The sequence below is a fragment of the Streptomyces sp. NPDC102259 genome (assembly GCF_044766465.1).
GTDB lineage: Bacteria > Actinomycetota > Actinomycetes > Streptomycetales > Streptomycetaceae > Streptomyces.
In genome coordinates, this window is sequence record NZ_JBIWMA010000002.1 from 149,547 (window position 1) to 173,261 (window position 23,715).

Sequence of the window (23,715 nt, forward strand, 5' to 3'; positions counted from 1 at the left end):
ACCGGGCGCGGCGACATCCGCCGTGCCCGGCCCCGAACCGCGGCTCAGAGCTGTGCCAGCTCGTCCACCAGGTCGTCCAGGCCCAGCGAGCCCTGCGAAAGGGCCGCCATGTGCCAGGACTTGAGATCGAAGGCGTCGCCGTGGCGCTCGCGGGCCTTCTCCCGGCCCAGCAGCCAGGCACGCTCGCCGAGCTTGTAGCCGATCGCCTGGCCGGGGATGGTCAGATAGCGGGTCAGCTCGCTCTCCACGAAGTCCGCGGTGCGGCTGCTGTGCCCGCCGAAGAACTCCTGGGCCAGCTCCGGCGTCCAGCGCTCACCCGGGTGGAAGGGGGAGTCCGCCGGGATCTCCAGCTCCAGGTGCATGCCGATGTCGACGATGACCCGCACCGCCCGCATCATCTGCGCGTCCAGGTAACCGAGCCGCTGCTCCGCGTCGGTGAGGAAGCCGAGCTCGTCCATCAGCCGTTCCGCGTACAGCGCCCAGCCCTCGACATTGGCGCTGACGAGCCCCACGGAGGCCTGGTAGCGGGAGAGGTCCCCGGCGATGTGCGCCCACTGCGCCAGCTGGAGGTGGTGACCGGGGACGCCCTCGTGGTACCAGGTGGAGACGAGGTCGTAGACCGGGAAGCGCGTCTGCCCCATCGTCGGCAGCCAGGTACGGCCCGGCCGCGAGAAGTCCTCCGTCGGGGGCGTGTAGTAGGGGGCGGCCGCGCCGCCCGGCGGGGCGATCCGCGACTCCACCTGCCGTACCCGCTCGGCGAGTTCGAAGTGCGTGCCGTCGAGCGTCTCGATCGCCTGGTCCATCAGCCCCTGGAGCCAGTCGCGGACCTCGTCGACGCCCTCGATGTGCTTGCCGTGCTCGTCGAGATGGGCCAGAGCCACCCAGGGCGTCTCCGCGCCCGGCAGGATCTTCTCGGCCTCCTTCTTCATCTCGGCGAGCAGCCGGTGGTACTCCGCCCAGCCGTAGGCGTACGCCTCGTCGAGGTCGAGGTCGGTGCCGTTGAAGTAGCGGGAGGCGCGGGCGTACCGCTCCCGGCCGACGGTGTTCGGCGCGCCCTCGATCGTCGGCGCGTACACGTCGCGCATCCAGTCCCGCAGCTCCCCGACGGCCGCGGTCGCCGTCCGGGCGGCCTCGTCCAGCTCCGCGCGCAGCGCGTCCGGCCCGGTGGACACGAAGTCCTCGAACCAGCCGCGGCCCTCGCCGTCCGTGTCCGACCACTCGGCGAGCTGTCCGACGAACGTGGCGGTCGGCCGCGGCGCCGCGTACAGCTTGCGCTCCAGGCCCAGCGTCAGGGACTCCCGGTAGCCCGCGAGGGCCGCCGGCACCCCGCGCAGCCGCTCGGCGATCGCCGCCCAGTCCGCGTCGGTCTGCGTGGGCGTCACGGTGAACACCTCGCGCACGTTGTGCGGAGGGGTGGCCATGTTGCCCACGTGGCGCAGTCCCTCGTGGGTGTCGAGGACACCGAGTTCCGCGGTCAGGCGCTCGCGCAGCAGGCGCGCGCACCGGCGCTCGATGTCACGTTCCGCGCCGGGCCTCCGCTCCGCCTCGTCGAGCCTGGCCAGGGTGTCCCGCGCGAGCTGCGCGAGCGCCTCCTGGCCGGCGGGCGAGTAGTCGGGCAGACGGCTCGAACTCTCCGGCACGCCGAGATAGGTACCGGTCACCGGGTCGAGGGCGATGAGGTCGTCGACATACGCGTCGGCGACCTCGCGGGGAAGCGGGCTGCTGGTCTGTGACATGGGCTCCATCCTCGTACGAGGCGGTGGCGCACGTCACGCGGATTGTCCCGAAGTCGTCGGCGGCAGCAGCGGTCCGCACTCCCACTGCTGGAAGATCAGCCGGGTCTCGACCCGGGCCACCTCCCGCTGCGAGGTGAACTCGTCGAGCACCAGGCGCTGGAGATCGGCCATGTCCGCGACGGCGACGTGGACGAGGTAGTCGTCGGGTCCGGTGAGGTGGAAGACGGTGAGCGCCTCCGGCAGCCCCCGGATCCGCTCCACGAACGGGCCCACCAGCTCCCGCCGGTGCGGTCTGACCTGTACCGACAGCAGTGCCTGCAGGCCACGCCCCAGTTTGGCCGGATCGAGCCGCAGCTGATGACCGAGGATCACGCCCGAGCGGCGCAGCCGCGTCACCCGGTCCAGACAGGTCGACGGGGCGACCCCGATCTGCGCCGCGAGGTCGCGGTACGTGGTCCGGGCGTCGTTCTGGAGCAGCCGCAGCAGCTGGAGATCGACCGGATCCAGTACGACGGATTCAGCCATGGCCCGAACGTAGCACGGTGTTCGATCACAGAGACCCGTTCGATGTTCACCCTGCCGTCCATGGACTCAGCCTCAGCGAGCACGCACGTGTACGACGACGTACGCGGACCCGCGTCGAGAGCGCCCCGCGCACTGGCCACCGAGGCCGTGCACGCCGGGCGGGACGACCTGGCCCGGCAGGGCCTGCACGCCCCGCCGATCGACCTGTCCACCACCTACCCCTCGTTCGACAGCCGTGCCGAGGCCGCCCGCATCGACGCGTTCGCCGCGACCGGCGCGGAGCCCGAGGGACCGCCCGTCTACGGCCGGCTGGGCAACCCGACGGTCGCCCGCTTCGAGACGGCCCTCGCCCGCCTCGAGGGCACCGAGAGCGCGGTCGCGTTCGCCAGCGGGATGGCGGCGCTGAGCGCGGTGCTGCTCGCGCGCGCCTCGACGGGGCTGCGGCACGTCGTCGCCGTACGCCCTCTCTACGGGTGCAGCGACCACCTGCTGACCGCCGGGCTGCTCGGCTCGGAGGTCACCTGGACCGATCCGGCCGGGATCGCGGACGCGCTGCGCCCGGACACCGGTCTGGTCATGGTCGAGTCGCCGGCCAACCCGACGCTCGCCGAGGTCGACCTGCGGGCCGTCGCCCACGCCTGTGGCTCGGTCCCGCTGCTCGCCGACAACACCTTCGCGACGCCGGTGCTCCAGCGCCCCGCCGAGCAGGGCGCGCGGCTCGTCCTGCACAGTGCCACCAAGTACCTGGGCGGCCACGGGGACGTGCTGGGGGGCGTGGTCGCCTGCGACGAGGAGTTCGCCGGGCGGCTCCGGCAGGTACGGTTCGCCACCGGCGGCGTCCTGCATCCGCTGGCCGGCTATCTGCTGCTGCGGGGCCTGTCGACGCTCCCGGTGCGGGTGCGGGCCGCCTCCGCGACCGCCGCCGAGCTGGCCCGGCGGCTGGTCGCCGACCCGCGGGTGGCCCGGGTCCACTATCCGCGGATCGGCGGCGCGATGATCGCCTTCGAGGTCCACGGCGACCCGCACGAGGTGATCGCGGGGGTCCGGCTGATCACCCCGGCCGTCAGCCTCGGCAGCGTCGACACCCTCATCCAGCACCCGGCGTCCATCAGTCATCGCATCGTGGACGCGCAGGAGCGCCGGGGCGCGGGCGTGAGCGACCGGTTGCTGCGGCTCTCGGTCGGCCTGGAGGACGTCGAGGACCTGTGGGGTGACCTGCGAGAGGCGCTCGGCGCGGGCGCCACGGCCGTCCCGTCCGCGCGCGGAGCCGCCGTGGTGTGACCGTACGCGGCGAACCTGGGCGGGGGACCGTGTACGGCGGACCGTGTGCCGACGGCCCGGCGGTGTCGTCGCACCGCCGGGCCGCGCGGGGTCGCGTGGCTCAGTCCCGTCGCTCAGTCGCGTGCGACGCGCTCGTCGTACCGTCCGGAGCCGGCCCGTGCCCGGGTCGCGGCGCCGTCCAGGCGGGCGGTTATGACCAGCGTGCCCTCCTCGATCTGGTAGTCGAGGGGCAGGTCGAGACCGCGCATGGCGGCGACCATGCCGGTGTTGGAGGCCTGCGTCACGGCGTAGACGCTCTCGCAGCCCGCCTCGACGGCCATCGCCACCAGCCGGCCGAGCAGTTCGGCGCCGATGCCGCGCCGCTGCCACTGGTCCTCGATCAGCAGGGCGACCTCCGTCTCGTCGCCGTCCCACAGCAGGTGGCCGAGGCCGACGACGCGCCCCGACGGCGTCTGCACGGCGAGGGTGCGGCCGAAGCGGGGGCTGAGCAGGTGCCTGAGGTAGCGGTCGGCGTCGCCGACGGGCCCGTGGTAGCGCATCCCGAGCGTGCGCGAGGAGCACCGCTCGTGCATCTCCTTCGCCGCCGCCAGGTCACCGGGGTCGGCCCGGCGCACGGTGATCGCGTTGCCTTCGGGCAGCGTGAGCACGTCCTGGCCGCGCGGCACCCGCGGGCCGAGCCGGGCGTCCAGCTCCACCAGCGCACGCGCGCGGGCGAACTCGGTCGGGGTGAACGGCAGATACGGCCGCTCCACGGTGATCACTCCGCCTTCCGGCGCCCGCAGGCGCATCACGGTGTCCTCCAGTACGCCCTCCACGGGCACGCCCTCCGGCCCGCGGCCGCCGCCGCCCGGCGTGGCGGGCAGCGAACGGATCGTGCAGCGACCCAGCAACTGGCGCAGCGCCAAGGGTAGTTCAGCCGCGTCGAGGGCGGTGCGGGTGGCCAGGCCGAGAATCCGGGTCGGCGCGTCCACCAGATCGTGGGCGTCGGCCCGCTCGATCCAGGTGCCGCTGCCGCCCGCCACCGCCACGGCCCGGGTGATCTCGGCCGCCGCCAGGACGTCCGGCGCGCGCAGCAGGAACTCGTCCACGGTGTCCTCGCCCAGCGGGTGCGTCTGGAGGCTCAGGATGTCCACCCGGTGGCCGGCGAGCGCCGCGCAGAGCGCGGCCAGTGACCCCGGGGCGTCCTTCACCGTCGTCCGCATCCGCCACAGGGCGCTCTCCTCGGTGACCTGGCCGGGGAGTTCGGACGGCCCGGCCTGCGGCTCCTCGGAGCGCGGCCGGGCGTCGGTATCGCCCGTGGGCGGCGCGTGCCCGTGGCGCCGTGCCCACCAGGTGTGGAAGCCGGCCGTGGCGACGAGCACGGCCGCGGAGACGGCCAGCAGCACCGGACCGTCGGGTCCGTGTCCCACCAGGTTCGCCACCCCGTCGGCCACCGCGACCGCTGTGAACAGCGCGGCGAGTTCCACCACGTCCCGTCGCCAGTGGTGTACCGGGCGTCCGTGTTTCGCACGCGTCACATCGAACATGTCTCGAGTCATGCGGCCACTGTGGAGGAACGGTGTTGCGTGATCACGAACGGTTTGTGACTGATGGGTAAAGGTTCCCAATGCCCGTTTTGTTAATTCTTCTACGGTCACACCGTGTGCCAGGTGTCACGACAGTGCCGCGCACCGGGGGATGACGCCGGTGCGCGGCATGCGTCCGAGGGTACGGGACGCCCGACTACTGGCCGACCCGTCCCGGCTGGAGCACCTGTGTGAACAGCACGGTCCCGTCCTGCTCGCGCAGACGCACCGTCAGCTCCGCGCTGTCGCCGTCGATGTCGACCTCGCCGAAGAACTGGTAGCCGCCGGCGGGCGACACGTTCGAGGCGGTCGGCGCCTTCACGAACACCCGCTCAGGACCGAAGGTGCCGTCCAGCGCGCTGGCCGGGAAGGCGCCCGCGTTGAGCGGGCCGGAGACGAACTCCCAGAACGGCTCGAAGTCGCCGAACGCGGCCCGCGACGGCTGGTAGTGCTGCGCCGAGGTGTGGTGGACGTCGGCCGTCAGCCACACCGTGCCGGTGATCCGCCGGTGCTTGATGTACCGCAGCAGCTCGGCGATCTGGAGCTCACGGCCCAGCGGCGCACCCGGGTCGCCCTGCGCCACGGCCTCGATGTTCGCCCTGCCCTCGGTCGCGTCGGGCACCACCAGGCCGAGCGGCATGTCGGCGGCGATCACCTTCCACACCGCGCGTGAGCGGGAGAGCTCCCGCTTGAGCCACTCCAGCTGCTCGGCGCCGAGGATGCCCTGCGGGTCCACGGTCTGGTCGTCCGGCGAGTTGGCGTTGCGGTACGTCCGCATGTCCAGCACGAACACGTCCAGCAGCGGCCCGTGGCGCACGACCCGGTGCACCCGGCCCTCCTTGGCGCCCGGACGCAGGGTCGAGATCGGGAAGTACTCGCCGAACGCCCGCCGGGCGCGCCCCGCGAGCACGTCGACGCTCTTCTCCGAGTAGCGCGCGTCGGAGTCGGCGATGACCTCGCCCGGGTACCAGTTGTTGCGGACCTCGTGGTCGTCCCACTGGATGATGGACGGCACCTGCGCGTTGAAGCGGCGCAGGTTCTCGTCGAGCAGGTTGTAGCGGAAGTTGCCGCGGAACTCGGCGAGGGTCTCGGCGACCTTGGACTTCTCCTCGGTGGTGACGTTCCGCCAGAGGCTGCCGTCGGGCAGGGCCTGGGTCGCCGCGATCGGGCCGTCGGCGTAGATGTTGTCGCCGCTGCACAGGAAGAAGTCGGGATCGAGCTTCGCCATCGCGTCGTAGATGCGGTAGCCGCCCAGCTCGGGGTTGATGCCCCAGCCCTGGCCCGCGAGGTCCCCGGACCACAGGAAGCGCACCCCGCGCCGGCGCCCGGGGGCCACGGTGCGGAAGGTGCCGGTCACCGGCTCCCCGGTGCGCCGCGGGTCGTCCGGGTCGGCGAGGAGCACGCGGTAGTGGATCTGCTCGCCGGCCGGCAGCCCGTGCAGCCGGGTCGTGCCGGTGAAGTCCGTACCGGCGCCGAGCAGCGGACCGTGCCGGCGGCGGGCCCCGCGGAACGACTCGGTGGCCGCGGTCTCGACGACCATCCGCGCCGGACGGTCGGAGCGCACCCACACCAGCCCGGAGTCGGAGGTCACGTCCCCGGCCTGGACACCCCAACCCGCCTTGGGCCGCCCGGACAGCGCGAAGGCGGGCGCCGCGCCGACGGCGGCGGGCAGGGTCAGGGCCGCGGATGCGGCGAGCGAGCCGCGCAGGACGCCGCGGCGCCCGGGAAACGGACTGGGTGACATGGAGGGGCCTCCAGGGGCGGGAACCGGCCGGTGTGCACAGCCACAACTACTGGTACGCCGCAGCGCACACGGAAACCGCAAGTGAACAACTGGCCGCGCTCACCCGGGATGCGACGCGCCCGGCTCCCGTCCCCGCTCGCTCACCGCTCGCTCACCCGCCCGCGACGGCCTCCGCCATCAGGCGTACGCCGTCCCGTATACGCGCGGGCGACATCTGCGCGTAGCCGAGGACGAGACGCAGGTGCGCGCCCCGCACGGCACGCGCGTGGGCGTAGTCCGCCAGCGCACGCACCTCGACACCCGCGGCGGCCGTCCGCGCGAGGAACCGCTCCCGCGGCCCGTACCGTCCGGGGAACTCGGCGATGACGTGCAGCCCCGCCGCGATCCCGGACACCCGCGCCCCGGGGAAGTGCTCCTGGAGCGCGCCCACCAGGGCGTCCCGGCGCTCCCGGTAGGCCCGCTGGCAGCGGCGCAGCTGACGGTCGTAGTCGCCGCGCTCCAGGAACCGGGCGAACAGCGCCTGGTCGAGCGTGGGATGGCCGAGGTCCATCGTCCGCTTGCGCTCGACGACCTCCTCGGCCAGCGCCCCGGGAACGAGCAGCCAGCCGAGCCGCAGTCCCGGTGCCAGCGACTTGCTGACCGACCCGGTGTAGGCCACCCGCTCGGGGTCCAGGCCCTGGAGCGCGCCCACGGGGGCGCGGTCGTAGCGGAAGTCGCCGTCGTAGTCGTCCTCGACCACGAAGCCGTCCACGGACCTCGCCCAGTCGAGCAGTTCGGCGCGCCTGCGCGCGGAGTACGCGATCCCGGTGGGGAACTGGTGCGCGGGCGTCGTCACCACCGCGCGTACCCCGGACGCCCTGAGCGGGTCCACGGCCAGCCCCTCGTCGTCGAGCGCCAGCGGTACGGCGGTGACGCCCGCCGCCGCGTACAGGGCGCCGTGCTGGGGGCTCCCGGGGTCCTCCACGCCGACGGCGTCCGTCCCGCGTGCGTGCAGCGCGAGGCCGAGCAGCGCCGTCGCCTGGGCCACCCCGGAGACGATGACGAGGCGTTCCGGGTCGGCGACCACGCCCCGGCGGCGGGCGAGGAGCGCGGCGAGGGCGGTGCGCAGCCGGGGCAGCCCGCGCGGGTCGGGATAGCCCAGCTCGTGGTGGGGCAGCTCGGCGAGGACACCCCGCTGCGCGGCGGCCCAGGCGGCGCGCGGGAACAGCGACAGGTCCGGGGTGCCCGGCACGAAGTCGGCCCGTACGCCCGGGGGACGCGGGGCGAGGTCACGCGCGCGTGGCCGGGCCGCCCGGACGGCGCCGCTCACCCACGTTCCCGCGCCGCGGCCGCTGCGCAGGTAGCCCTCGGCCGTCAACTGCTCGTAGGCCTCCGTCACCAGCCCGCGCGAGACGCCGAGATCGGCGGCGAGATCCCGGCTCGACGGCAGCCGGGTGCCCTGGGCGAGCCGCTCCGAGCGGACCGCGTCCCGCAGGGCGGCCTGGAGCGCACGGCCACGGGTGCGCGGCGGGGCGGAGACGGCCGGCAACAGCAGCTCCCAGGCCGCCGACCCGGGCCGCGGGCCGGGATTGGTCCCCGATGACGTCATGGAAGTGGACCTTAACCGGGGCCGCCGTCGTTCCTAGCGTCGGCTTCATGAACGCGATCACCCTGCGCGGGTCCCTGCTCGCCGCGCTCGCCTGTCTCCTCGTCGGAGCGTCGTTCACCGCCAACAGCGTCCTCGGCGCCTATCCGTACGCGGGCGGCCAGGTCCTGCGCTACGGCCTCGCCTGTCTGCTGCTCGTGCCGTCGGCGAGGGCGGGGGCCGGGGCCCGGCTGCGTGCGCTCACCCCGCGTCTGTGGCTGCGCCTGGCGCTGCTCGCGGCCGTCGGGATGGTCGGCTTCAACGTGGCCGTGCTGGCCGCCGAGCGCTCGGCGGAACCCGCCGTCCCCGGCGTCCTCGTGGGCTGCGCGCCCGTCGTCGTGGCGGTCGTCGTCCCGCTGCTGGCGGGGCGGCGACCGCGCCGTGCGGTACTGGGCGGGGCGTCGCTGGTCGCCGTCGGCGCGTTCACGGTGCAGGGGTGGGGCCGCACGGACGGCGCGGGCATCGCCTACTCGGTCTGCGCGCTGGCCGGGGAGGTCGGTTTCGCGGTCCTGGCCGTGCCCGTCCTGCGGGTTCTGGGGCCACGGCTGCTGTCCGCCACGGTGTGCGGGCTCGCCGCGGCCGAGGCCGCCGCGACCGGTCTGCTGCTCGACGGCGGCGCGTGGCTGCGACGGCCGGACGGCGCGGAGGCGGCCGCGCTGCTGTGGCAGGCGGCCGTCGTCACCGTCGTGGGCTTCGTGTGCTGGTACATGGGCATGCAGCGGATCGGCGCGGAGCGCGCCACGCTCTTCTCCGGGCTCATCCCGGTGGCGGCCGCCTGCACCGCCCCGCTCGTCGGAACGGGCTCCTACGGCCCCGCCCAGGCCGTGGGGAGCGCCCTCGTCGGGACCGGAGTCGCCCTGGGCGCCGGGCTGTTGAGGCGTGCCCCCGGCGCCTCAGCGGCTGCCGTCGAGAATCAGGCGCGCGACGAGGGCCGGGTCGTCGCTCATCGGGACGTGACCGCAACCGGGCAGCCGCACCAGACGCGCGGCGGGGATGATCCGCTTGGCCCGGACGCCCTGGCGGCGCACCAACAGCCAGTCGCGGGTGCCCCAGCCGAGCGTGACCGGTACCCCGGGGAGGTCGTCGGTGAACCGGACCGTGGCGCCGGCCCGCAGGGTCTGGTCGAACCCGGTGGCCCGGGCCAGGGCCAGCGTCTCGGCGACCACGGCCTCGGGTGAACGTCGGCCCGGGCGGGCGTAGATGGTGCTGGTGAGGGCCGTACGGCCGGCCGCGGTGCGCGCCATCCGCTCGACGAGGGGCAGCGGCATCCGGCGCGAGATCTGCCGCATGGTGAGCAGGATGCCGAAGGCGTAGCGCCGCTCCGCCTGCGACCAGAACCCGGCGGGGGACAGCGCGGTGACGGACCGTGCGAGCTTCTCGCGGCCCAGTTCCAGGGCGAGCAGCCCGCCGAGGGAGTTGCCCGCGACGTGGGGGCGGTCGAGCTCCAGCGCCTCGCAGAAGGCGGCGAACACGGCGGCCGTCGTGGGCAGGTCGTAGGCCAGTCCGTCCGGCAGGGGCGGTGACACGCCGAAGCCGGGCAGGTCCACGGCGATGACCTCGCGCTCGGCGGCCAGGATGTGCACCACCGGGTCCCAGGCCTGCCGGTGGTGTCCGATGCCGTGCAGCAGGAGCAGCGGCTCGCCGCGGCCCACGCGCGTGTAGGAGACGGTGACGGGCCGCGGGCCACTGGGGGAGGGGACCGCGAAGGAGACGGTGGCGGACATGGGGAGCTCCTCGACTGGACGGGCCGGGGACCGGCCGACGGACGCCGTAGACAGCTTGTCAGCAATAGCTACCGACGGGTAGCCCCTGGGGTCCACCGCACGCCCCTCCGCCGCAGGGCGGCTTCCGCTACGCGGACCTTGCCGGAGTGTCACGCAAACGTGCTCGCACGAACGCCCCGTGAACGCTTTTCTGTCGGACGCCTGTCGGCCTCGAGAGGGATCGAGGATTGGTCTTGACCAAGGGTGGGGGCCGCCCTATGGTCGCAGAGAAGTACAACAACCTTTAATAAACAAAGGCGCGAAAACGCCGCCGGACCACGGCGATTGCGGAGGACAGGGTGGGGACCACGCAGCTGGAATCGGTACCGGAACCGAAGTACTGGCATCTCAAGACCGTGCTCAGCGAGGCACTCGACTCGGAATTCACCGTCGGCGAGATCCTGCCCAACGAGCGTGACCTGGCCGCCCGCTTCGGCGTCGCCCGCGCCACGCTCCGCCAGGCACTGGAACAGCTCGAACTGGAGGGCCGGCTCCAGCGCCGCCGTGGCGTCGGCACCACCGTCGCTCCGCCGCGGATGGGCGTCGCCGTCGGCAGCGACCAGCAGGTCTGGCCGGGCACGGGCGACGACGCCTGGCAGGCCGTCGACTGCACGCTCGCGGCTCCGCCCGCGGTCGTCGCCACCGCCCTGGAGACCGCGCGTGACCAGGCCGTGCACATCGTGCGCCGCTCGCGGGTCTCGCACGGCCAGCCCGTCGCCGCCGAACTGCTCTACGTCCCCGTGACGTCGGTGCCCGACCTCACCGCGATCGACGCCCCCGCCGAGGCCGCACGCGCGCGTGCGGTGCTGCGCGAGCTCCATCGCCTGGAACTGGAGGGCCAGGACCGCGCGGTGGAGCTGGGCTCGGCCCGCGCGGACGACGCCCGGGAACTCGACCGGCTCCCCGGCGCCCCGGTCCTCGTCGTCACTACCCGGTTCTTCGCCGGGGGACGCACCGCGGCGCTCTCCGTCGCGACCTACCGCGCGGACACCTGCCGGCTGACGTTCGGCGCGTCCGGCGGCGTGGAGATACACCACGGACCCGAGCGCCAGGCCTCCTGAACACCCCGTCCGCCGCGGACCGGATACGGCAGGCTCCCTGAACGGCCTGCACCAGGCACCGGGCGGACACCTCCGCCGCGCCCCGGAACTCCGCCGGGGCGCGGCGCGTTTCACCGGTGACGACCGGTCACCGCCGCGCCGTCACCGTCCCCTCGACCGCGAACAACTGCTCCTCGACGTGGTCGAGGGCGAGCCGCAGCGCCCCCGTCGCCACCGCCGCCTCCCCGAGCAGCGACAGGACCACCTTCGGCGGGCGCAGACAGTAGCGCGCCAGCTCGTTCCGCAGCGGCTCCAGCACCCCGTCGAGACCGGCCGCCCAGCCGCCCACCACGACCAGCTCCGGATCGACCGCCAGAACCAGCGCGGCCACGTCGTGGACGAGCCGCTGGATGAAGCGGTCCACCGCCGCCCGTGCCTGCTTGTCGCCCTCGCGGGCCTGCGCGAACACCTCGGCGACCGCCTGCTCGTCCAGCGGATGCAACGGCTCGTCCGTCATGGACAGCAGCGTCTCCGGCGTCACCTCCCGGCCCAGCAGGTGCAGCGCGCCGATCTCCCCGGCCGCCCCGCCGTACCCCCGGTGCAACCGGCCGCCGATCAGCGAGCCGGCGCCCGGGCTCAGCCCGGCCAGCACGAAGACGACGTCGTCGGACTCGGTGGCCGACCCCTTCCAGTGCTCGGCCACGGCCGCCGCGTTGGCGTCGTTCTCCACCAGCACCGGACACTTGAAGGAACGGCTCAGCCGCTCACCCAGCCGCAGCCCCGTCCACTCGGGCAGCGCGGTGCCCAGCCGTACGGTCCCGTCCGCCTCCACGATCCCGGGCGTGCCGACGCCCACCGCCCGCAGCGAGCTGCGTGGGACACCCGCCCGGCGCAGCAGTTCGGCGACGGCCGTCCGCAGCCGCTCCAGCCGTTCGTCCGCCGGCGCCGCCTCGTCGACGTCCTTGGCCTGCGCGCCCAGCACCCGGCCGTCCAGGTCGGCCAGCAGCGCGGCCACCCGGTGCGAGCCGATCTCCAGCCCCAGCAGGTGCCCGGCCTCCGCCCGGAACCGGAACCGCCGCGCGGGCCGGCCCTGCCGCCGGGCGACACTCTCGTCGGCCGCCTTCTCGACGACGAGCCCCGCCCCGATGAGGTCCTCGACGACCCCCTCGACGGTCGGCCGGGACAGGCCCGTCACGCGGGTGATCTCCGTGAGCGTCGCGCAGTCCGCGGCACGCAGCGCGTGCAGCACCACCGCGGAATTGATCCTTCGCAGCAGCGAGGGATCCCCGCCGGTCAGCTGCCCCAACGTCCGTCCTTCCAGCTCGTGCGCGTGTTGGGCGGATCGTACTCGGCGGGAAGGACCCCGGCGAGTAAGGATTCCGTACCGATACCTACCGGGAGCGCCCTCACCCCGGCGCGACGAAGGGAGATACCTGGGCGGCAGCGGACTGACGGCCCGCCAATTGTCAGTGGGGGCGGGTTTACTGGACGTCATGGACATCGACAGGTACCTCGGGCCCGGTGAGCGCACGGCGGCCTTGGTGACCAGTCACGGCCTCGCGGTCGCGGACGCCGCGGTGCGTCGAGCGGAGGCGGAGCGGTTCCACGAGGAGAAGGAGCACCTGGCCGCGAAGCTGACGGTGAGATGGGGAGACCCGTACCACGTCGGGCTCCAGACGGTCCGGCTGCGGACCGGGACCGAGGAGATAGCCGAGCCCTGGGCCGAGCTGAGCCTCCGGGTGGGGGACGTGTACCTCTGGCGGGCGGAGGAGCACGGCCGCTGGGTGGCCCTGGGGGTCGCCGATCTCGACCCGGGCGACGAGATCCGGCTCCTCCTGGTCGTCACCGGCACCGACCCGCCCTGAGGCCCCGGCACGAGGCCCTCAGTCCTGCGCCGCCACCCGCAGCCGGGCGAACTCCTCCGCCATCGTCGCCGCCGTCCAGTGCGCGTTCAGCCCGCTGGGATTCGGCAGCACCCACACGCGGGCGTCCCCGATGACCCGCTCCTGCGGGCCCACCGCGGCCTTGCGGTCGTCGAAGGCCGCCCGGTACGCGGTCACGCCCACCACCGCCAGCCAGCGGGGCTTCAGCCGGGTCACCTTCTCCGCCAGCAGCCGCCCGCCGTCCTTGTACTCCCGCGCCGTGAGCTCGTCGGCCCGCGCGGTCGCCCGCGCCACCACGTTGGTGATGCCGAGCCCGTAGGACAGCAGCTCCTGCTGCTCGGCGGGTTTCAGCAGCCTCGGGGTGAAGCCGGACAGGTGCAGCACCGGCCAGAAGCGGTTGCCCGGCCGGGCGAAGTGGTGGCCGGTCGCCGCCGTCATCAGGCCCGGGTTGATGCCGCAGAACAGCACGCGCAGGCCGCCCGCGACGACGTCCGGTACCAGACGGTCGCGGGCGGCCTCCAGCTCCGCTTGGGTGAAGCGCGTCAGAGGATCGCCCCGGGGGTGTAGCCGGCCGCCTCCGGACGCTGCTTCACGATCTCCTCGACCCGGCCGACGACCATGGTCACCTGGGCCGCCGCCGCGCCCGTGAAGGACAGCTTGTCGGCCATCAGCGCGTCCAGCTGCGCCCGGTCGAGCGGAAGCCGCTCGTCGGCGGCCAGCTTGTCCAGCAGCTCGTTGCGCTCGGCGCCCTGCTCGCGCATCGCCAGCGCCGAGGCGACGGCGTTCTCCTTGATCGCCTCGTGCGCGACCTCACGGCCGACGCCCGCGCGCACCGCGCCCATCAGCACCTTGGTGGTGGCGAGGAACGGCAGGTAGCGGTCCAGCTCCCGGGCGACGACGGCAGGGAAGGCGCCGAACTCGTCGAGCACCGTCAGGAACGTCTCCAGCAGACCGTCGAGCGCGAAGAACGCGTCCGGCAGCGCGACCCGGCGCACCACCGAGCAGGACACGTCGCCCTCGTTCCACTGGTCGCCCGCCAGCTCGCCGGTCATCGACGCGTAACCGCGCAGGATGACCATCAGGCCGTTGACGCGCTCGCAGGAGCGGGTGTTCATCTTGTGCGGCATGGCCGAGGAGCCGACCTGCCCCGGCTTGAACCCCTCGGTCACCAGCTCGTGCCCGGCCATCAGCCGGATCGTCTTCGCCAGCGAGGAGGGGGCCGCGGCGAGCTGCACCAGCGCGGTGACGACCTCGTAGTCCAGCGACCGCGGGTAGACCTGGCCGACGGACGTGAACGCCTGCGAGAAGCCCAGGTGACCGGCGATCCGGTCCTCCAGCTCGCTGAGCTTCGCGGCGTCGCCCCCGAGCAGGTCGAGCATGTCCTGGGCGGTGCCCACCGGGCCCTTGATGCCGCGCAGCGGGTAACGCCCGAGCAGTTCCTCGACCCGGCCGTACGCGACGAGCAGCTCGTCGGCGGCGGTCGCGAACCGCTTGCCGAGGGTCGTGGCCTGCGCGGCCACGTTGTGGGAGCGCCCGGCCATGACCAGCTCGCCGTACTCGCCGGCCAGCTTGCCCAGGCGCGCCAGCACGGCCACCGTGCGGTCGCGGACGAGCTCCAGCGAGAGCCGGATCTGGAGCTGCTCGACGTTCTCCGTCAGATCCCGGGACGTCATGCCCTTGTGGACCTGCTCATGGCCGGCGAGGTCGTTGAACTCCTCGATCCGGGCCTTCACGTCGTGCCGGGTGACCTTCTCGCGCTCGGCGATGGAGGCCAGATCGACGGTGTCGAGGACACGCTCGTAGTCGGTGATCGCCGCGTCCGGCACCTCGATGCCGAGGTCCTTCTGCGCCCGCAGCACGGCGAGCCAGAGCTGACGCTCCAGCTTCACCTTGTGCTCGGGCGACCAGAGCGTGGCGAGCTCGGCGGAGGCGTAGCGTCCGGCGAGGACGTTGGGGATGCGGGGCTTGGCGGGAGCGGAAGTCACGTGGACGGATTCTACTGGCGATTCGTGCAGGCCAGCGACACGATTGCGTTCGGCGGAACGTACGAGACCGGCGTCACCCCGCCGGGTGCGGCGCGGCCCGCCCGGACGCCGTCGGCCGCAGGGGTGACGTCCAGGGCCTGGACGAGGGCCACTATGCCGGGCCGGTCAGCGCGACGGCCGGGACGGCCCCGAGAGCGCGTCGGAGTAGGCGCTGACGCCGCGGAACGCCTTGTGGCCGCGCGCCGGCACTTCCCAGGGGCCTCCGGCCGCGCGGCCGGTCGGCGGCGCGGCGTCCGCGAACCGGCTGTGCTCGGCCCCCGTAAGCGAACCGTCCGGCGGTGCCGGGCCCCCGTACGGCAGCAGACAGGGCCGCTTCGGCGGCAGCGCGCCCCGTACCTTGCGACACCCGCCCGGGTTCCCCAGGCGCCACCGAGGCAAGTGGAACCGTCGGCTCCTGACGCGGTACGGCCGGCCCCGGCCCGCGCAGCGCCGCCGACGCCCGGCGACCTGCCCGGAAGCTTCATGCACCTGCAATGATCCGTCCCGGTCCGGGCTGGTAGACATGGCGGCGTGAGCATTCCAGTGCTGCTGTACCGCAGGTTGTACGTGGATCTGGCGCGTGTCGACGCGTCGATGTGTCGTCGCGTCTGACGTCGCCTTCGCCTGTCCGGCTGGGCGGAAGGGGCTGTTCCGCAGCACGTCGGCGATCGGCCTGACCGGCCTCACGCCGTCGGAGGGGGAGGTGCTCCTCGACCGTCTGCCGCGGCACACGTCGTCGCCCGACCACACGATCCGGTTCGGCTGGAACCCGGGCGACTTCGTGCTCTGGGACAACCGGGCGACCTGGCACTACGCCGTGGACGACCACGGCGGCGGCGCCCGCGCCCATCGCAAGGTCATCGGAGTGGAGCCGGTGCGGCGACCCGCAGTCTGACCAGGGGCGCCAGGTCCTCGCCACCACCGACGACTTGGCGCCCGTCCGTACCGGCCCGGGCGCCGCCCCCCACGAGATCGTCTTCGCCCGCGCGACGGCCGACCCGGTCGTCTTCACCGAGGCGGCGAGATCGTCGATCTCGCGCGCCCTCCATGGCCTCGACAAGCCTGAGCCCGAGCGGACCGAGGACCTCCTGAGCAAGGTCGTCCGACCCACCGCAGCCCACCGCGACCCCACGGCGCAGCCACGATCTCCCCCCACTCCACCACCTTCTCCCGAGCGACAAGGAACGGCCATGTCCATCCACTTCACCCGACGTAGCCTGGTACGCGGCATCACCGTGGCGACCGCCGTCGCCACCCTCGCCACCGGGCTTGCCGCCTGCGGTGGTGACAGTGACGCCGCCACCAAGACGGCCGACGCCGCCTCCGGAAGCGTGACCATCGGTCAGTTCTCGAACGGCGCCGCCAACGAGACCACCCTCAAGGTGTCCGAGGTCAAGTCGATCAGCGCCGAGCTGCCCGATGCCATAAGAAAGAGCGGCAAGCTGGTGGTCGGCCACGGCGCTCTGCCGTCCGGTTCCGCCCCGCTCGACTACGTGGGCGACGACCAGAAGACCCTCACCGGCTCCGAGACCGACATCGGCCGCCTCGTCGCCGCGGTCCTCGGCCTCGAGCCGGAGAGCAAGAACTTCACCTGGGAGAACCTCTTCATCGGCATCGACGGCGGCAAGGTGGACGTCGCCTTCTCGAACGTCACCGACACCGAGGAGCGCAAGGAGAAGTACGAATTCGCCTCCTACCGGCAGGACAACCTCGCCTTCGAGGTGCTGAAGTCCGGCAACTGGAAGTTCGACGGCGACTACGAGAACCTCGCCGGCAAGACGGTCTCGGTCGGCTCGGGCACCAACCAGGAGCGCATCCTCATCGAGTGGCAGAGAAAGCTGCAGAGCGAGGGCAAGAAGCTCACCATCAAGCACTACCCGGACAACAACGGCGTCTACCTGGCGCTCGACAGCGGCAAGATCGATGCCCACTTCGGCCCCAACCCGAGCATCTCCTACCACATCACCCAGACCGCGAAGACGAACAAGCCCACGGCCAACGCGGGCACCTTCTCCGGCGCCGGCGAGACGCTCCAGGGCCTGATCGCGGCCACCTCCAAGAAGGGCAGCGGTCTCGCCAAGCCGATCGCCGACGCCATCAACTACCTGATCGAGAACGGCCAGTACGCCAAGTGGCTGGCCGCCTGGAACCTCTCCAACGAGGCCGTCGCCAAGTCCGAGGTCAACCCGCCCGGACTGCCGCTCGACAACTCCTGATCCGCCGCCCGCTCCGGGGCCCTCGCCGTCGTCGCCCGCGGGGGCCCCGGAGCGGACTCGGCCGCACCCGGCCGTGTCCTCGTCGGTCGCGGGTCGCAGGGGGCGCCGTCGCGAAGAGCGCGTCGGCTCGTCGTCCCGCCAGGCAGAGAAGGGCTCGGGCACAGTGCTTGCCCTGACTGATCCTCTTTTCGAAGTAACGCCGTTCCGTCACCCGCACCGGGTGCGCCAGGGCTCGATGCGCACCAGGCTCCTGGGCCCGGCAGGGTTGCGATGATCACGCCGGCAGACCCATCCGCCTCATCCGCCTCGTCCGCCCCCGGCCCGGCGCCCTCCGCCGGGCGGCGGCGGACAGCGATCGCCGGCACCCTGATCGCCGCCTTCGGTGGCTTCGCCGGCTTCAATCTGACGTTCTCCGCGATGCCCGCGTACGCCGTCCGGTCCGGCGCCGGACCGTCGGGTGCCGGAATGCTCACCGCCACCCTGATGGCGGCCACCTTGGTCGTCCAGCCCTTCACGCCGTGGCTCTTCGCCCGCCTCGGACGACGGCACGCACTCGCCATGAGCGGTGCGCTGCTCGGGCTGCCGTGCCTGGTCCTGCCGGCCGCCTCCACGCTGCCCGCCCTGACCGGTCTCGCGGCGGTACGCGGGCTGGGCTTCGGCGTGTTCGTGGTCGCCGGTGTCACCTTCACCGCCGAGCTGTTCCCGTCCGGCAACCGGGGGCGAGCCCTCGGCTGGTACGGCGCGGTGGTCGGTGTCGCCGGCGTCCTGGGGGCTCCGCTGGGCGTCGCCCTGGCTCGGCAGGAGGCCTACGCGCTCGCCTTCGCCCTGGCGGCGGGCACGGCCGCACTGGTCCTGGTCGGCTCGTTCGGTCTTTCTCGCGACCCGACGCCCGCCCGCCCGGCCGGACCTCGTTCCGGCCGGGCATGGGCCCCGCACGGAACATGGCGGTCGCTGCGCCCCATGACCGGCCCCCTCGTGGTGGAGGCCGCTTCCACCACCGCCTACGGCGTCGTCTTCACCTTCCTGCCGCTGACCGCCTCCGCCGCGCCCGGGGCGCTGCTCGCCGCGCAGGCCTCCACCGTGCTCTCCCGGCTCGGAGCCGGGTGGCTCATCGACAGGTACGGAGGCCGCCAGGTGCTCTTACCCGCCGTTCTGGCCACGACGATCGGCACCGCCTCGGGTGCGGCATCCCACGAGCCGGCTCTGTTGCTGGTCGGTACCGCCCTGTTCGGGGCGGGTTTCGGCGCGATCCAGAGCGCCACCCTGGTGCTCGCCATGCAGGCGGCCGGCGACCGGCCCGGCGGCCTCGGCGTGGCCGGGGTCGCGTGGAACGTCGCCTTCGACGGCGGTACCGGGATCGGGTCGCTCGCGGGCGGCCCCCTGCTCTCCCTCGGCGGCCCGTCCGCCCTCTTCCCGGCGACGGCGGCCGTACTGGCCGCGTTCTTCCTCCTGGACCTCCGCGGAGCGCACCTGCCGGATTTGAAGAATTGCCGTACATCCCGTGACGACTGACCTACCGCCCCCCAATGCATTCACTTCACCGAAAGCATGGCCGACAACTGCACTTCTTTGACGCCCAGTTGCTAGGGTTGGGTCATGCGGATCGGTGTGAATGTCCCCAACTTCGGTCCGGGTGCGAACCCGGACAACCTGGCCCGCTGGGCCAAAACCTCGGAGGGTCTCGGATTCGACCTGTTGATGCTCTCCGACCATGTGGCGATCACATCGGATGTCGCCAGGCAATATCCCGCCCCATTCTACGAACCTTTCACCACTCTCTCCTGGCTGGCCGGAATCACGACGAGGATAGAGCTGGGCACGACGGTGCTCATCGCGCCCTACCGGCCCCCTCTGCTGGTCGCCCGCATGGCCGCCAACCTGCACCAACTCAGCGGCGGCCGACTGATCCTCGGCGTCGGGGTCGGTTGGGCACGGGAGGAGTTCGAGGCGCTGGGCGTCCCGTTCGAACGGCGTGGTGCTCTGACCGACGAACTCCTGCGGACCCTACGAGCCGCATGGGAAAACGACGACGACTATCGCTGCGGACAGATTCCCATCTGGGTCGGCGGCAACAGCGACGCCGCGATACGGCGTGCCGTTCGACTCGGTTCTCCATGGCATCCACTGCGGTTCACGATGCCCTGGTTCAGGGACGCTTTGGACCGGCTGAAGGAAATTTCCGCCGAGCTCGATCGACCGGTGCCGGAGTTGGCGCCGCGCATCTTTCTCCGGCTCACGGAAAAGCCGATCGACGACCCGGATCGCCGGGCCGGCGAGGGCACCCTCGAGCAGATTCTCGAGGACATCGAGGAATTGCGCCTGGCCGGTGCCGAAACCGTGCTGCTCGATCCGTACCACGGCGATCCGAACGAAACTCTGCGGCCCGAGGCGGCCTGGCAGGCACTGGCGACCGTGGCCGCGCACCGGCCTTAGGGCCTGTCGTTTGGATCATGCCGCGCGTCGCGGGGTGCGGCACGCACATCCGCGGCGTTGTCGTCGGTCGCCGAGGCTCCGCCTCGACTCCCTCCTCCGCCTTGCGGCTGCACGCACCACACCCCGCTCGGGCCCGCCGACAAGGCGCCGTGGGTCAGGCCGACCTGATCCAAACGACAGACCCTAGCCGACACCCCCAACGAGACGGAGCATCAGTGGCCCTCAACGACCACGACCTTCCCGCGAGCGGTTCCGACCGCTCCACCACCGTCACCGAAGCCGAACTGCCCTATCTGCGCCGCTGCATCGAGCTGGCGGCCGAGGCGGTGGAGGCGGGCGACTGGCCGTTCGGATCCGTGCTCGTCGACGGGGACGGCAAGATCCTCGCCGAGGACCGTAACCGCGAGTCCACCACGGGCGACCCGACCCGGCACCCCGAATTCGAACTCGCCCGCTGGGCCGCGACCCACCTGAGCGCCGAGGAGCGGGCCACGGCGACCGTGTACACCTCGGGTGAGCACTGCCCGATGTGCGCGGCCGCACACGGATGGGCAGGACTGGGCCGCATCGTGTACGCGAGCTCGTCCCAGCAGGCTCGGGACTGGAAGGCGGAGTGGGGCGTGCCCGTCACCTCGCCCTTGAGCCCGCTGTCCATCCAGGACGTCGTCCCCGGTCTCGAGGTGGCGGGTCCGGTCCCGGACCTCGCCGAACAGGTACGCGAGTTGCAGTGGCGGTTCCGCACCCGGAGCGGCGCGAGCGACTGAGGGCGGCACGAACGCCGGGGCCTGGCGGCGCAATCGCTGCCAGGCCCTGTTCGTCGCCGTGGGTTCGCGGGTCAGACCATGAACTGGTCGTACTTCGCCATGTGCTCCTGCAGTTCCTCCAGGCTGGGGTTGCGCCCGTTGGCCGTCAAGCGCCCCAGGCCGCGGAAGTAGTCCTCGCGGTTGTAGATCGGGTAGAACATGATCAGCAGCGTGGCGTCCTCGTTGCCCCTGTTCGTGAAGCCGTGCGGCTCGCCCTTGGGTATGTAGGCGAACGCGCCGGGTTCACCCACCTCCTTGCGGTCGCCGATGGTGAACTCGATCTCGCCCTTCACCACGTAGAACATCTCGGTGGAGTTCTTGTGGATGTGCGGGCTGGCGCCGCTCGCCTCCGGAGCCATGTGGTGCTCGAAGAAGCCGAACTCGCCGTCGGAGTCCGCCGTGGTGAGCTTGAGGTACGTCCTCTTGGTGTCCCGGATGTTGACGAACTCGCCTTCGCCGGAAGGAACATACAGCGGAACGGACATGTCTCTCCTTGAGTGGTGATCAACTGTGCCGACTCGACTAGGGGAGCGGCGTGCAGGGGTGGGTTACGTGGCCTCGGCCAGGCTCGGGTCCGGTCGCCGGCCGGCCGCCTGTGCCTGTGCCCATCGGCCGATGGCCGGCGCGGCAAGCCCGCAGACGGCGAACAGCGCGGCCAGGACGACCCATCCGGTGGAGCCGGCCGTGACGACCAGGCTGACCAGGACCGGTGCCGCGATCTGCTGGACGGCCACGCCGAGCCAGAAGACCGAGAGGTAGACGCCTTCCTGGCCGGGCGCCGCGAGCAGATAGGAGCCGCCCCAGCCGCCGGCGGACTGGAACAACTCGCCGCCGGTCAGCGCGACCATGGCCAGCAGCAGCACGCCGACGGCCAGGACGACCGGCAGCTTCGGCGCCGCGACGAGCAGCAGGCAGCAGACCGCGAGGGAGACGCCGGCCCACACCAGGGCCCGTGCGGCGCCGGGGATGGTGTCGGTCCCCCGGCTGGCCCGCACCTGGAGGGCGACCGCGAGCACGGTGTTGACCGCCACCAGGGGGGAGATCAGCGCCGAGGAGACGTCGGTGTGCCCGACGATCCACAGCGGGATACCGATGCTCAGCAGGGTCATGTGCATGGTGAGCACGGCGTTGATGCCGGTGAACGACAGGAACGATCCGTCCCGCAGCACACTGACCGAGAAGCGCCGACGCAGGCTCTTCGCCGACGCGTTGAGCACTGGCAGCCGGGCGGCCAGGCCGGCGAGCACGGCGAAGGAGGCGGCGTTGACCAGCAGGATCGCGGTGTACCCCGCCCGGGTGTCGATCAGCAGCCCGATGCCGCCCAGGAGGGCGCCGAGGGTGAAGCCGACGTTGCGCAGCGACCGGAGGATCGCCACCACCCTGACCCGGTCGTCGGTCGCCGTGGCCTGACCGACGAGGGCCTGTTCCATCGGTGCCGCCGCCTTGTCGACGAGGCCGAGCAGGCACACCACGGTCAGGAACTGCCACAGGTTCTGGACGAGCGGGTAGACCACGAAGCAGGCGCAGCGCCACAGGCTCACCCCGACCAGCACCTTCTTCGGGCCGATCCGGTCGGCCAGGACGCCGATCGGGATGGCCGTGGCCAGGGCGATGGCGGCCGACAGGGCCAGGCCGAAACCGAGGTTGCCCTCGGACAGGCGCACCGATCTGGTGACGAACGGCACGGAGACGGCCAGGAAGGCGCCGGTGCCCACCGCGTCGATCATCGCCATCACGGCCAGCCTGGTGCCGACCGACCCTCCGGGCATGGACCCGCGCCATCCGCGGACGCGTTGCCACAGAACAGACATGTGTTTCCTCAATCGGTAGCGATGCGGATGGCCGCGTCCGCGTCCAGGACTCGTCGACGGGTGGTGTCCGCGTCCGGCCCGGTCGCGATGACGTGCCCGGCGCGGTCCCAGGAGGACGCCCACGGCCGGACCTCCTGGCCGGCCTCGACATCCACCTCCGCGACCTGGACGCCGGGCAATCCCTGTGCCGTGTCCACGCCGACGACCTCCGTCACGGTGCCCGGCCCGGCGGCCAGGAACCGGATCGCCGAGGTCTGCCGCGCGGACCGGGGGAGCGTGACCGTACGGCCGGCGAGCAGGTCGATCAGGGTCAGCCTGATCCGTGTGTCGTACGCCAGGTCGACGAGGTCGATCAGGTAGTCACCGGGGCAGCGGCCGGCGCATTCGACCAGCGTCGGGCCCGCCTCGGTCAGGATCCACTCCGCGTGCAGGATGCCGGTCCGGAAGCCGATCGCGGCGACCAGCGCCCGCATGGCCGTCTCGAACGCGGCCTGCGTGTCCTGGTCGAGCGGAGCGGGCAGCAGATGGCCGAGTTCGACGGGGTACGGCCCCGGGACGACGGTCTTGGCCGTGACGTTCTCAAAGATGATCTCGCCCTGCCGTACCAGCGCCTCCACGCTGTACTCGGGACCCCGCAGGCGTTCCTCGGCGAGGAAGCGCCACGCCAGCTGCCGGTCGGGCACCTGCTCGTACTCGGCGGCGGACGAGGTCCGCTGCCATGCCTGTGCCGCGGTGGCGGTGTCGACCGAGTCCAGCAGCTGAACGCCGACACTCGCCTGCCGGTTCGCCGGCTTGACGACGACCGGACCGTCGCCGGCGAACTCGAGGATGTCCGCGGGGCCGTGCACCTCGCGCCAGCGCGGATTTCGGACACCGCCCGCACCGGAGACCTCGCGCAGCCGGACCTTGTCCCGCAGCGCCTGCGCGGCCGTTTCGGTCGCTCCTGGCAGCCCGAGCTTCTCGGCCAGTGCGGCTGTTGCCGGCACCGCGTACTCCAGCCCCGGGACGACGGCGGCCACCGGCCGCGCGGCCGTCAGCTCGGCCGCCAGGTCGAGCGCCTCGGCCGACTGCTGGTAGCCCGCCGGGACGATCCGGTCCAGGCAGTCGAAGCGTGCCGCCGCGTCCTGCAGCCCGCGCTTGCGGATGATGTCGGGTTCCTCGATCACCACGACCGACCCGCTGGGGACGCTCCCGTCGATCGCACGCAGGTAGGCCGCGTTGTAGCCGACGAACACCACCTGCGCGTCGGTGGCGGGGGTGCTCATGG

Annotated in this window: 20 protein-coding genes and 1 pseudogene; 9 read left to right on the forward strand and 12 right to left on the reverse strand. The window is 72.6% G+C overall.

The window, feature by feature from the left end; translation table 11 throughout:
• Positions 1-44: 44 nt before the first annotated feature.
• Positions 45-1,736, reverse strand: coding sequence for a DUF885 domain-containing protein (locus ACIRPU_RS05280; protein ID WP_403861967.1), 1,692 nt, complete (start codon positions 1,734-1,736; stop codon positions 45-47).
• A gap of 33 nt (positions 1,737-1,769) precedes the next feature.
• A complete protein-coding gene (locus ACIRPU_RS05285) occupies positions 1,770-2,261 on the reverse strand; it encodes an Lrp/AsnC family transcriptional regulator (RefSeq protein WP_403861970.1) in 492 nt (163 codons plus the stop codon).
• Between the two features lie 60 nt (positions 2,262-2,321).
• Here ACIRPU_RS05285 and ACIRPU_RS05290 point away from each other — a divergent pair, with 60 nt between their 5' ends.
• The gene (locus ACIRPU_RS05290; RefSeq protein WP_403861973.1) at positions 2,322-3,542 is read left to right on the forward strand and encodes a trans-sulfuration enzyme family protein; all 1,221 of its coding nucleotides are present in this window, start codon (positions 2,322-2,324) and stop codon (positions 3,540-3,542) included.
• A gap of 113 nt (positions 3,543-3,655) precedes the next feature.
• Here ACIRPU_RS05290 and ACIRPU_RS05295 read toward each other — a convergent pair whose 3' ends face one another.
• The 3 genes from ACIRPU_RS05295 to ACIRPU_RS05305 all read right to left on the reverse strand — a co-directional run bounded on the left by ACIRPU_RS05295 (position 3,656) and on the right by ACIRPU_RS05305 (position 8,439).
• On the reverse strand, positions 3,656-5,080 hold the full coding sequence (locus ACIRPU_RS05295) for a GNAT family N-acetyltransferase (RefSeq protein WP_403861976.1): 1,425 nt from the start codon (positions 5,078-5,080) through the stop codon (positions 3,656-3,658).
• Positions 5,081-5,264: 184 nt separating this feature from the next.
• Positions 5,265-6,851 carry an alkaline phosphatase D family protein gene (locus tag ACIRPU_RS05300; protein ID WP_403861979.1) on the reverse strand — a complete coding sequence of 529 codons (1,587 nt, stop codon included), beginning with the start codon at positions 6,849-6,851 and terminating at the stop codon, positions 5,265-5,267.
• A gap of 151 nt (positions 6,852-7,002) precedes the next feature.
• A complete protein-coding gene (locus ACIRPU_RS05305; RefSeq protein WP_403861982.1) occupies positions 7,003-8,439 on the reverse strand; it encodes a PLP-dependent aminotransferase family protein in 1,437 nt (478 codons plus the stop codon).
• Between the two features lie 47 nt (positions 8,440-8,486).
• Here ACIRPU_RS05305 and ACIRPU_RS05310 point away from each other — a divergent pair.
• Positions 8,487-9,323 (forward strand): annotated as a pseudogene (locus ACIRPU_RS05310) (EamA family transporter); the annotation flags it as partial.
• A 45-nt stretch (positions 9,324-9,368) separates the two neighbouring features.
• On the opposite strand, the gene ACIRPU_RS05315 reads toward ACIRPU_RS05310, so the two are convergent.
• Positions 9,369-10,199: an alpha/beta fold hydrolase gene (locus tag ACIRPU_RS05315; protein WP_403861985.1), complete on the reverse strand. Its 831-nt coding sequence runs from the start codon at positions 10,197-10,199 to the stop codon at positions 9,369-9,371.
• Positions 10,200-10,537: 338 nt separating this feature from the next.
• Between ACIRPU_RS05315 and ACIRPU_RS05320 the strand changes: the two genes are divergently transcribed.
• A complete protein-coding gene (locus tag ACIRPU_RS05320; RefSeq protein WP_403861988.1) occupies positions 10,538-11,299 on the forward strand; it encodes a GntR family transcriptional regulator in 762 nt (253 codons plus the stop codon).
• Positions 11,300-11,426: 127 nt separating this feature from the next.
• Here the strand turns inward: ACIRPU_RS05320 and ACIRPU_RS05325 are convergent, their stop codons facing one another.
• Positions 11,427-12,584 (reverse strand): ROK family transcriptional regulator, encoded by a 1,158-nt coding sequence (locus tag ACIRPU_RS05325; RefSeq protein ID WP_385555284.1) that lies wholly within the window; start codon positions 12,582-12,584, stop codon positions 11,427-11,429.
• A 187-nt stretch (positions 12,585-12,771) separates the two neighbouring features.
• Here ACIRPU_RS05325 and ACIRPU_RS05330 point away from each other — a divergent pair, with 187 nt between their 5' ends.
• Entirely contained in the window at positions 12,772-13,143 is a 372-nt protein-coding gene (locus tag ACIRPU_RS05330) for a hypothetical protein (RefSeq protein WP_403861991.1), read from the forward strand.
• Positions 13,144-13,161: 18 nt separating this feature from the next.
• Here ACIRPU_RS05330 and mug read toward each other — a convergent pair whose 3' ends face one another.
• Both mug and purB read right to left on the reverse strand, forming a co-directional pair.
• Complete coding sequence (gene mug / locus ACIRPU_RS05335; RefSeq protein WP_385555482.1) at positions 13,162-13,707, reverse strand: G/U mismatch-specific DNA glycosylase; 546 nt, start codon at positions 13,705-13,707, stop codon at positions 13,162-13,164.
• Positions 13,704-15,146 carry an adenylosuccinate lyase gene (gene purB / locus ACIRPU_RS05340; protein ID WP_355704612.1) on the reverse strand — a complete coding sequence of 481 codons (1,443 nt, stop codon included), beginning with the start codon at positions 15,144-15,146 and terminating at the stop codon, positions 13,704-13,706. Before purB ends, mug begins: the two co-directional genes overlap by 4 nt.
• 619 nt (positions 15,147-15,765) lie before the next feature.
• On the opposite strand from purB, the gene ACIRPU_RS05345 reads away from it, so the two are divergent.
• The 5 genes from ACIRPU_RS05345 to ACIRPU_RS05365 all read left to right on the forward strand — a co-directional run bounded on the left by ACIRPU_RS05345 (position 15,766) and on the right by ACIRPU_RS05365 (position 20,598).
• Positions 15,766-16,080: a TauD/TfdA dioxygenase family protein gene (locus ACIRPU_RS05345; RefSeq protein WP_403861994.1), complete on the forward strand. Its 315-nt coding sequence runs from the start codon at positions 15,766-15,768 to the stop codon at positions 16,078-16,080.
• A 295-nt stretch (positions 16,081-16,375) separates the two neighbouring features.
• Complete coding sequence (locus ACIRPU_RS05350) at positions 16,376-17,401, forward strand: transporter substrate-binding domain-containing protein (RefSeq protein WP_403863513.1); 1,026 nt, start codon at positions 16,376-16,378, stop codon at positions 17,399-17,401.
• Positions 17,402-17,671: 270 nt separating this feature from the next.
• On the forward strand, positions 17,672-18,913 hold the full coding sequence (locus tag ACIRPU_RS05355; RefSeq protein ID WP_403861997.1) for an MFS transporter: 1,242 nt from the start codon (positions 17,672-17,674) through the stop codon (positions 18,911-18,913).
• Between the two features lie 84 nt (positions 18,914-18,997).
• Entirely contained in the window at positions 18,998-19,834 is an 837-nt protein-coding gene (locus ACIRPU_RS05360; protein ID WP_355704607.1) for an LLM class flavin-dependent oxidoreductase, read from the forward strand.
• Positions 19,835-20,049: 215 nt separating this feature from the next.
• A complete protein-coding gene (locus ACIRPU_RS05365) occupies positions 20,050-20,598 on the forward strand; it encodes a nucleoside deaminase (protein WP_403862000.1) in 549 nt (182 codons plus the stop codon).
• Between the two features lie 71 nt (positions 20,599-20,669).
• Here ACIRPU_RS05365 and ACIRPU_RS05370 read toward each other — a convergent pair whose 3' ends face one another.
• The 3 genes from ACIRPU_RS05370 to ACIRPU_RS05380 all read right to left on the reverse strand — a co-directional run bounded on the left by ACIRPU_RS05370 (position 20,670) and on the right by ACIRPU_RS05380 (position 23,713).
• Positions 20,670-21,122: a cupin domain-containing protein gene (locus ACIRPU_RS05370; protein ID WP_355704605.1), complete on the reverse strand. Its 453-nt coding sequence runs from the start codon at positions 21,120-21,122 to the stop codon at positions 20,670-20,672.
• A 63-nt stretch (positions 21,123-21,185) separates the two neighbouring features.
• Entirely contained in the window at positions 21,186-22,406 is a 1,221-nt protein-coding gene (locus tag ACIRPU_RS05375; RefSeq protein ID WP_355704604.1) for an MFS transporter, read from the reverse strand.
• A 50-nt stretch (positions 22,407-22,456) separates the two neighbouring features.
• Positions 22,457-23,713, reverse strand: coding sequence for an ATP-grasp domain-containing protein (locus ACIRPU_RS05380; protein ID WP_403862004.1), 1,257 nt, complete (start codon positions 23,711-23,713; stop codon positions 22,457-22,459).
• Positions 23,714-23,715 lie beyond the last annotated feature (2 nt).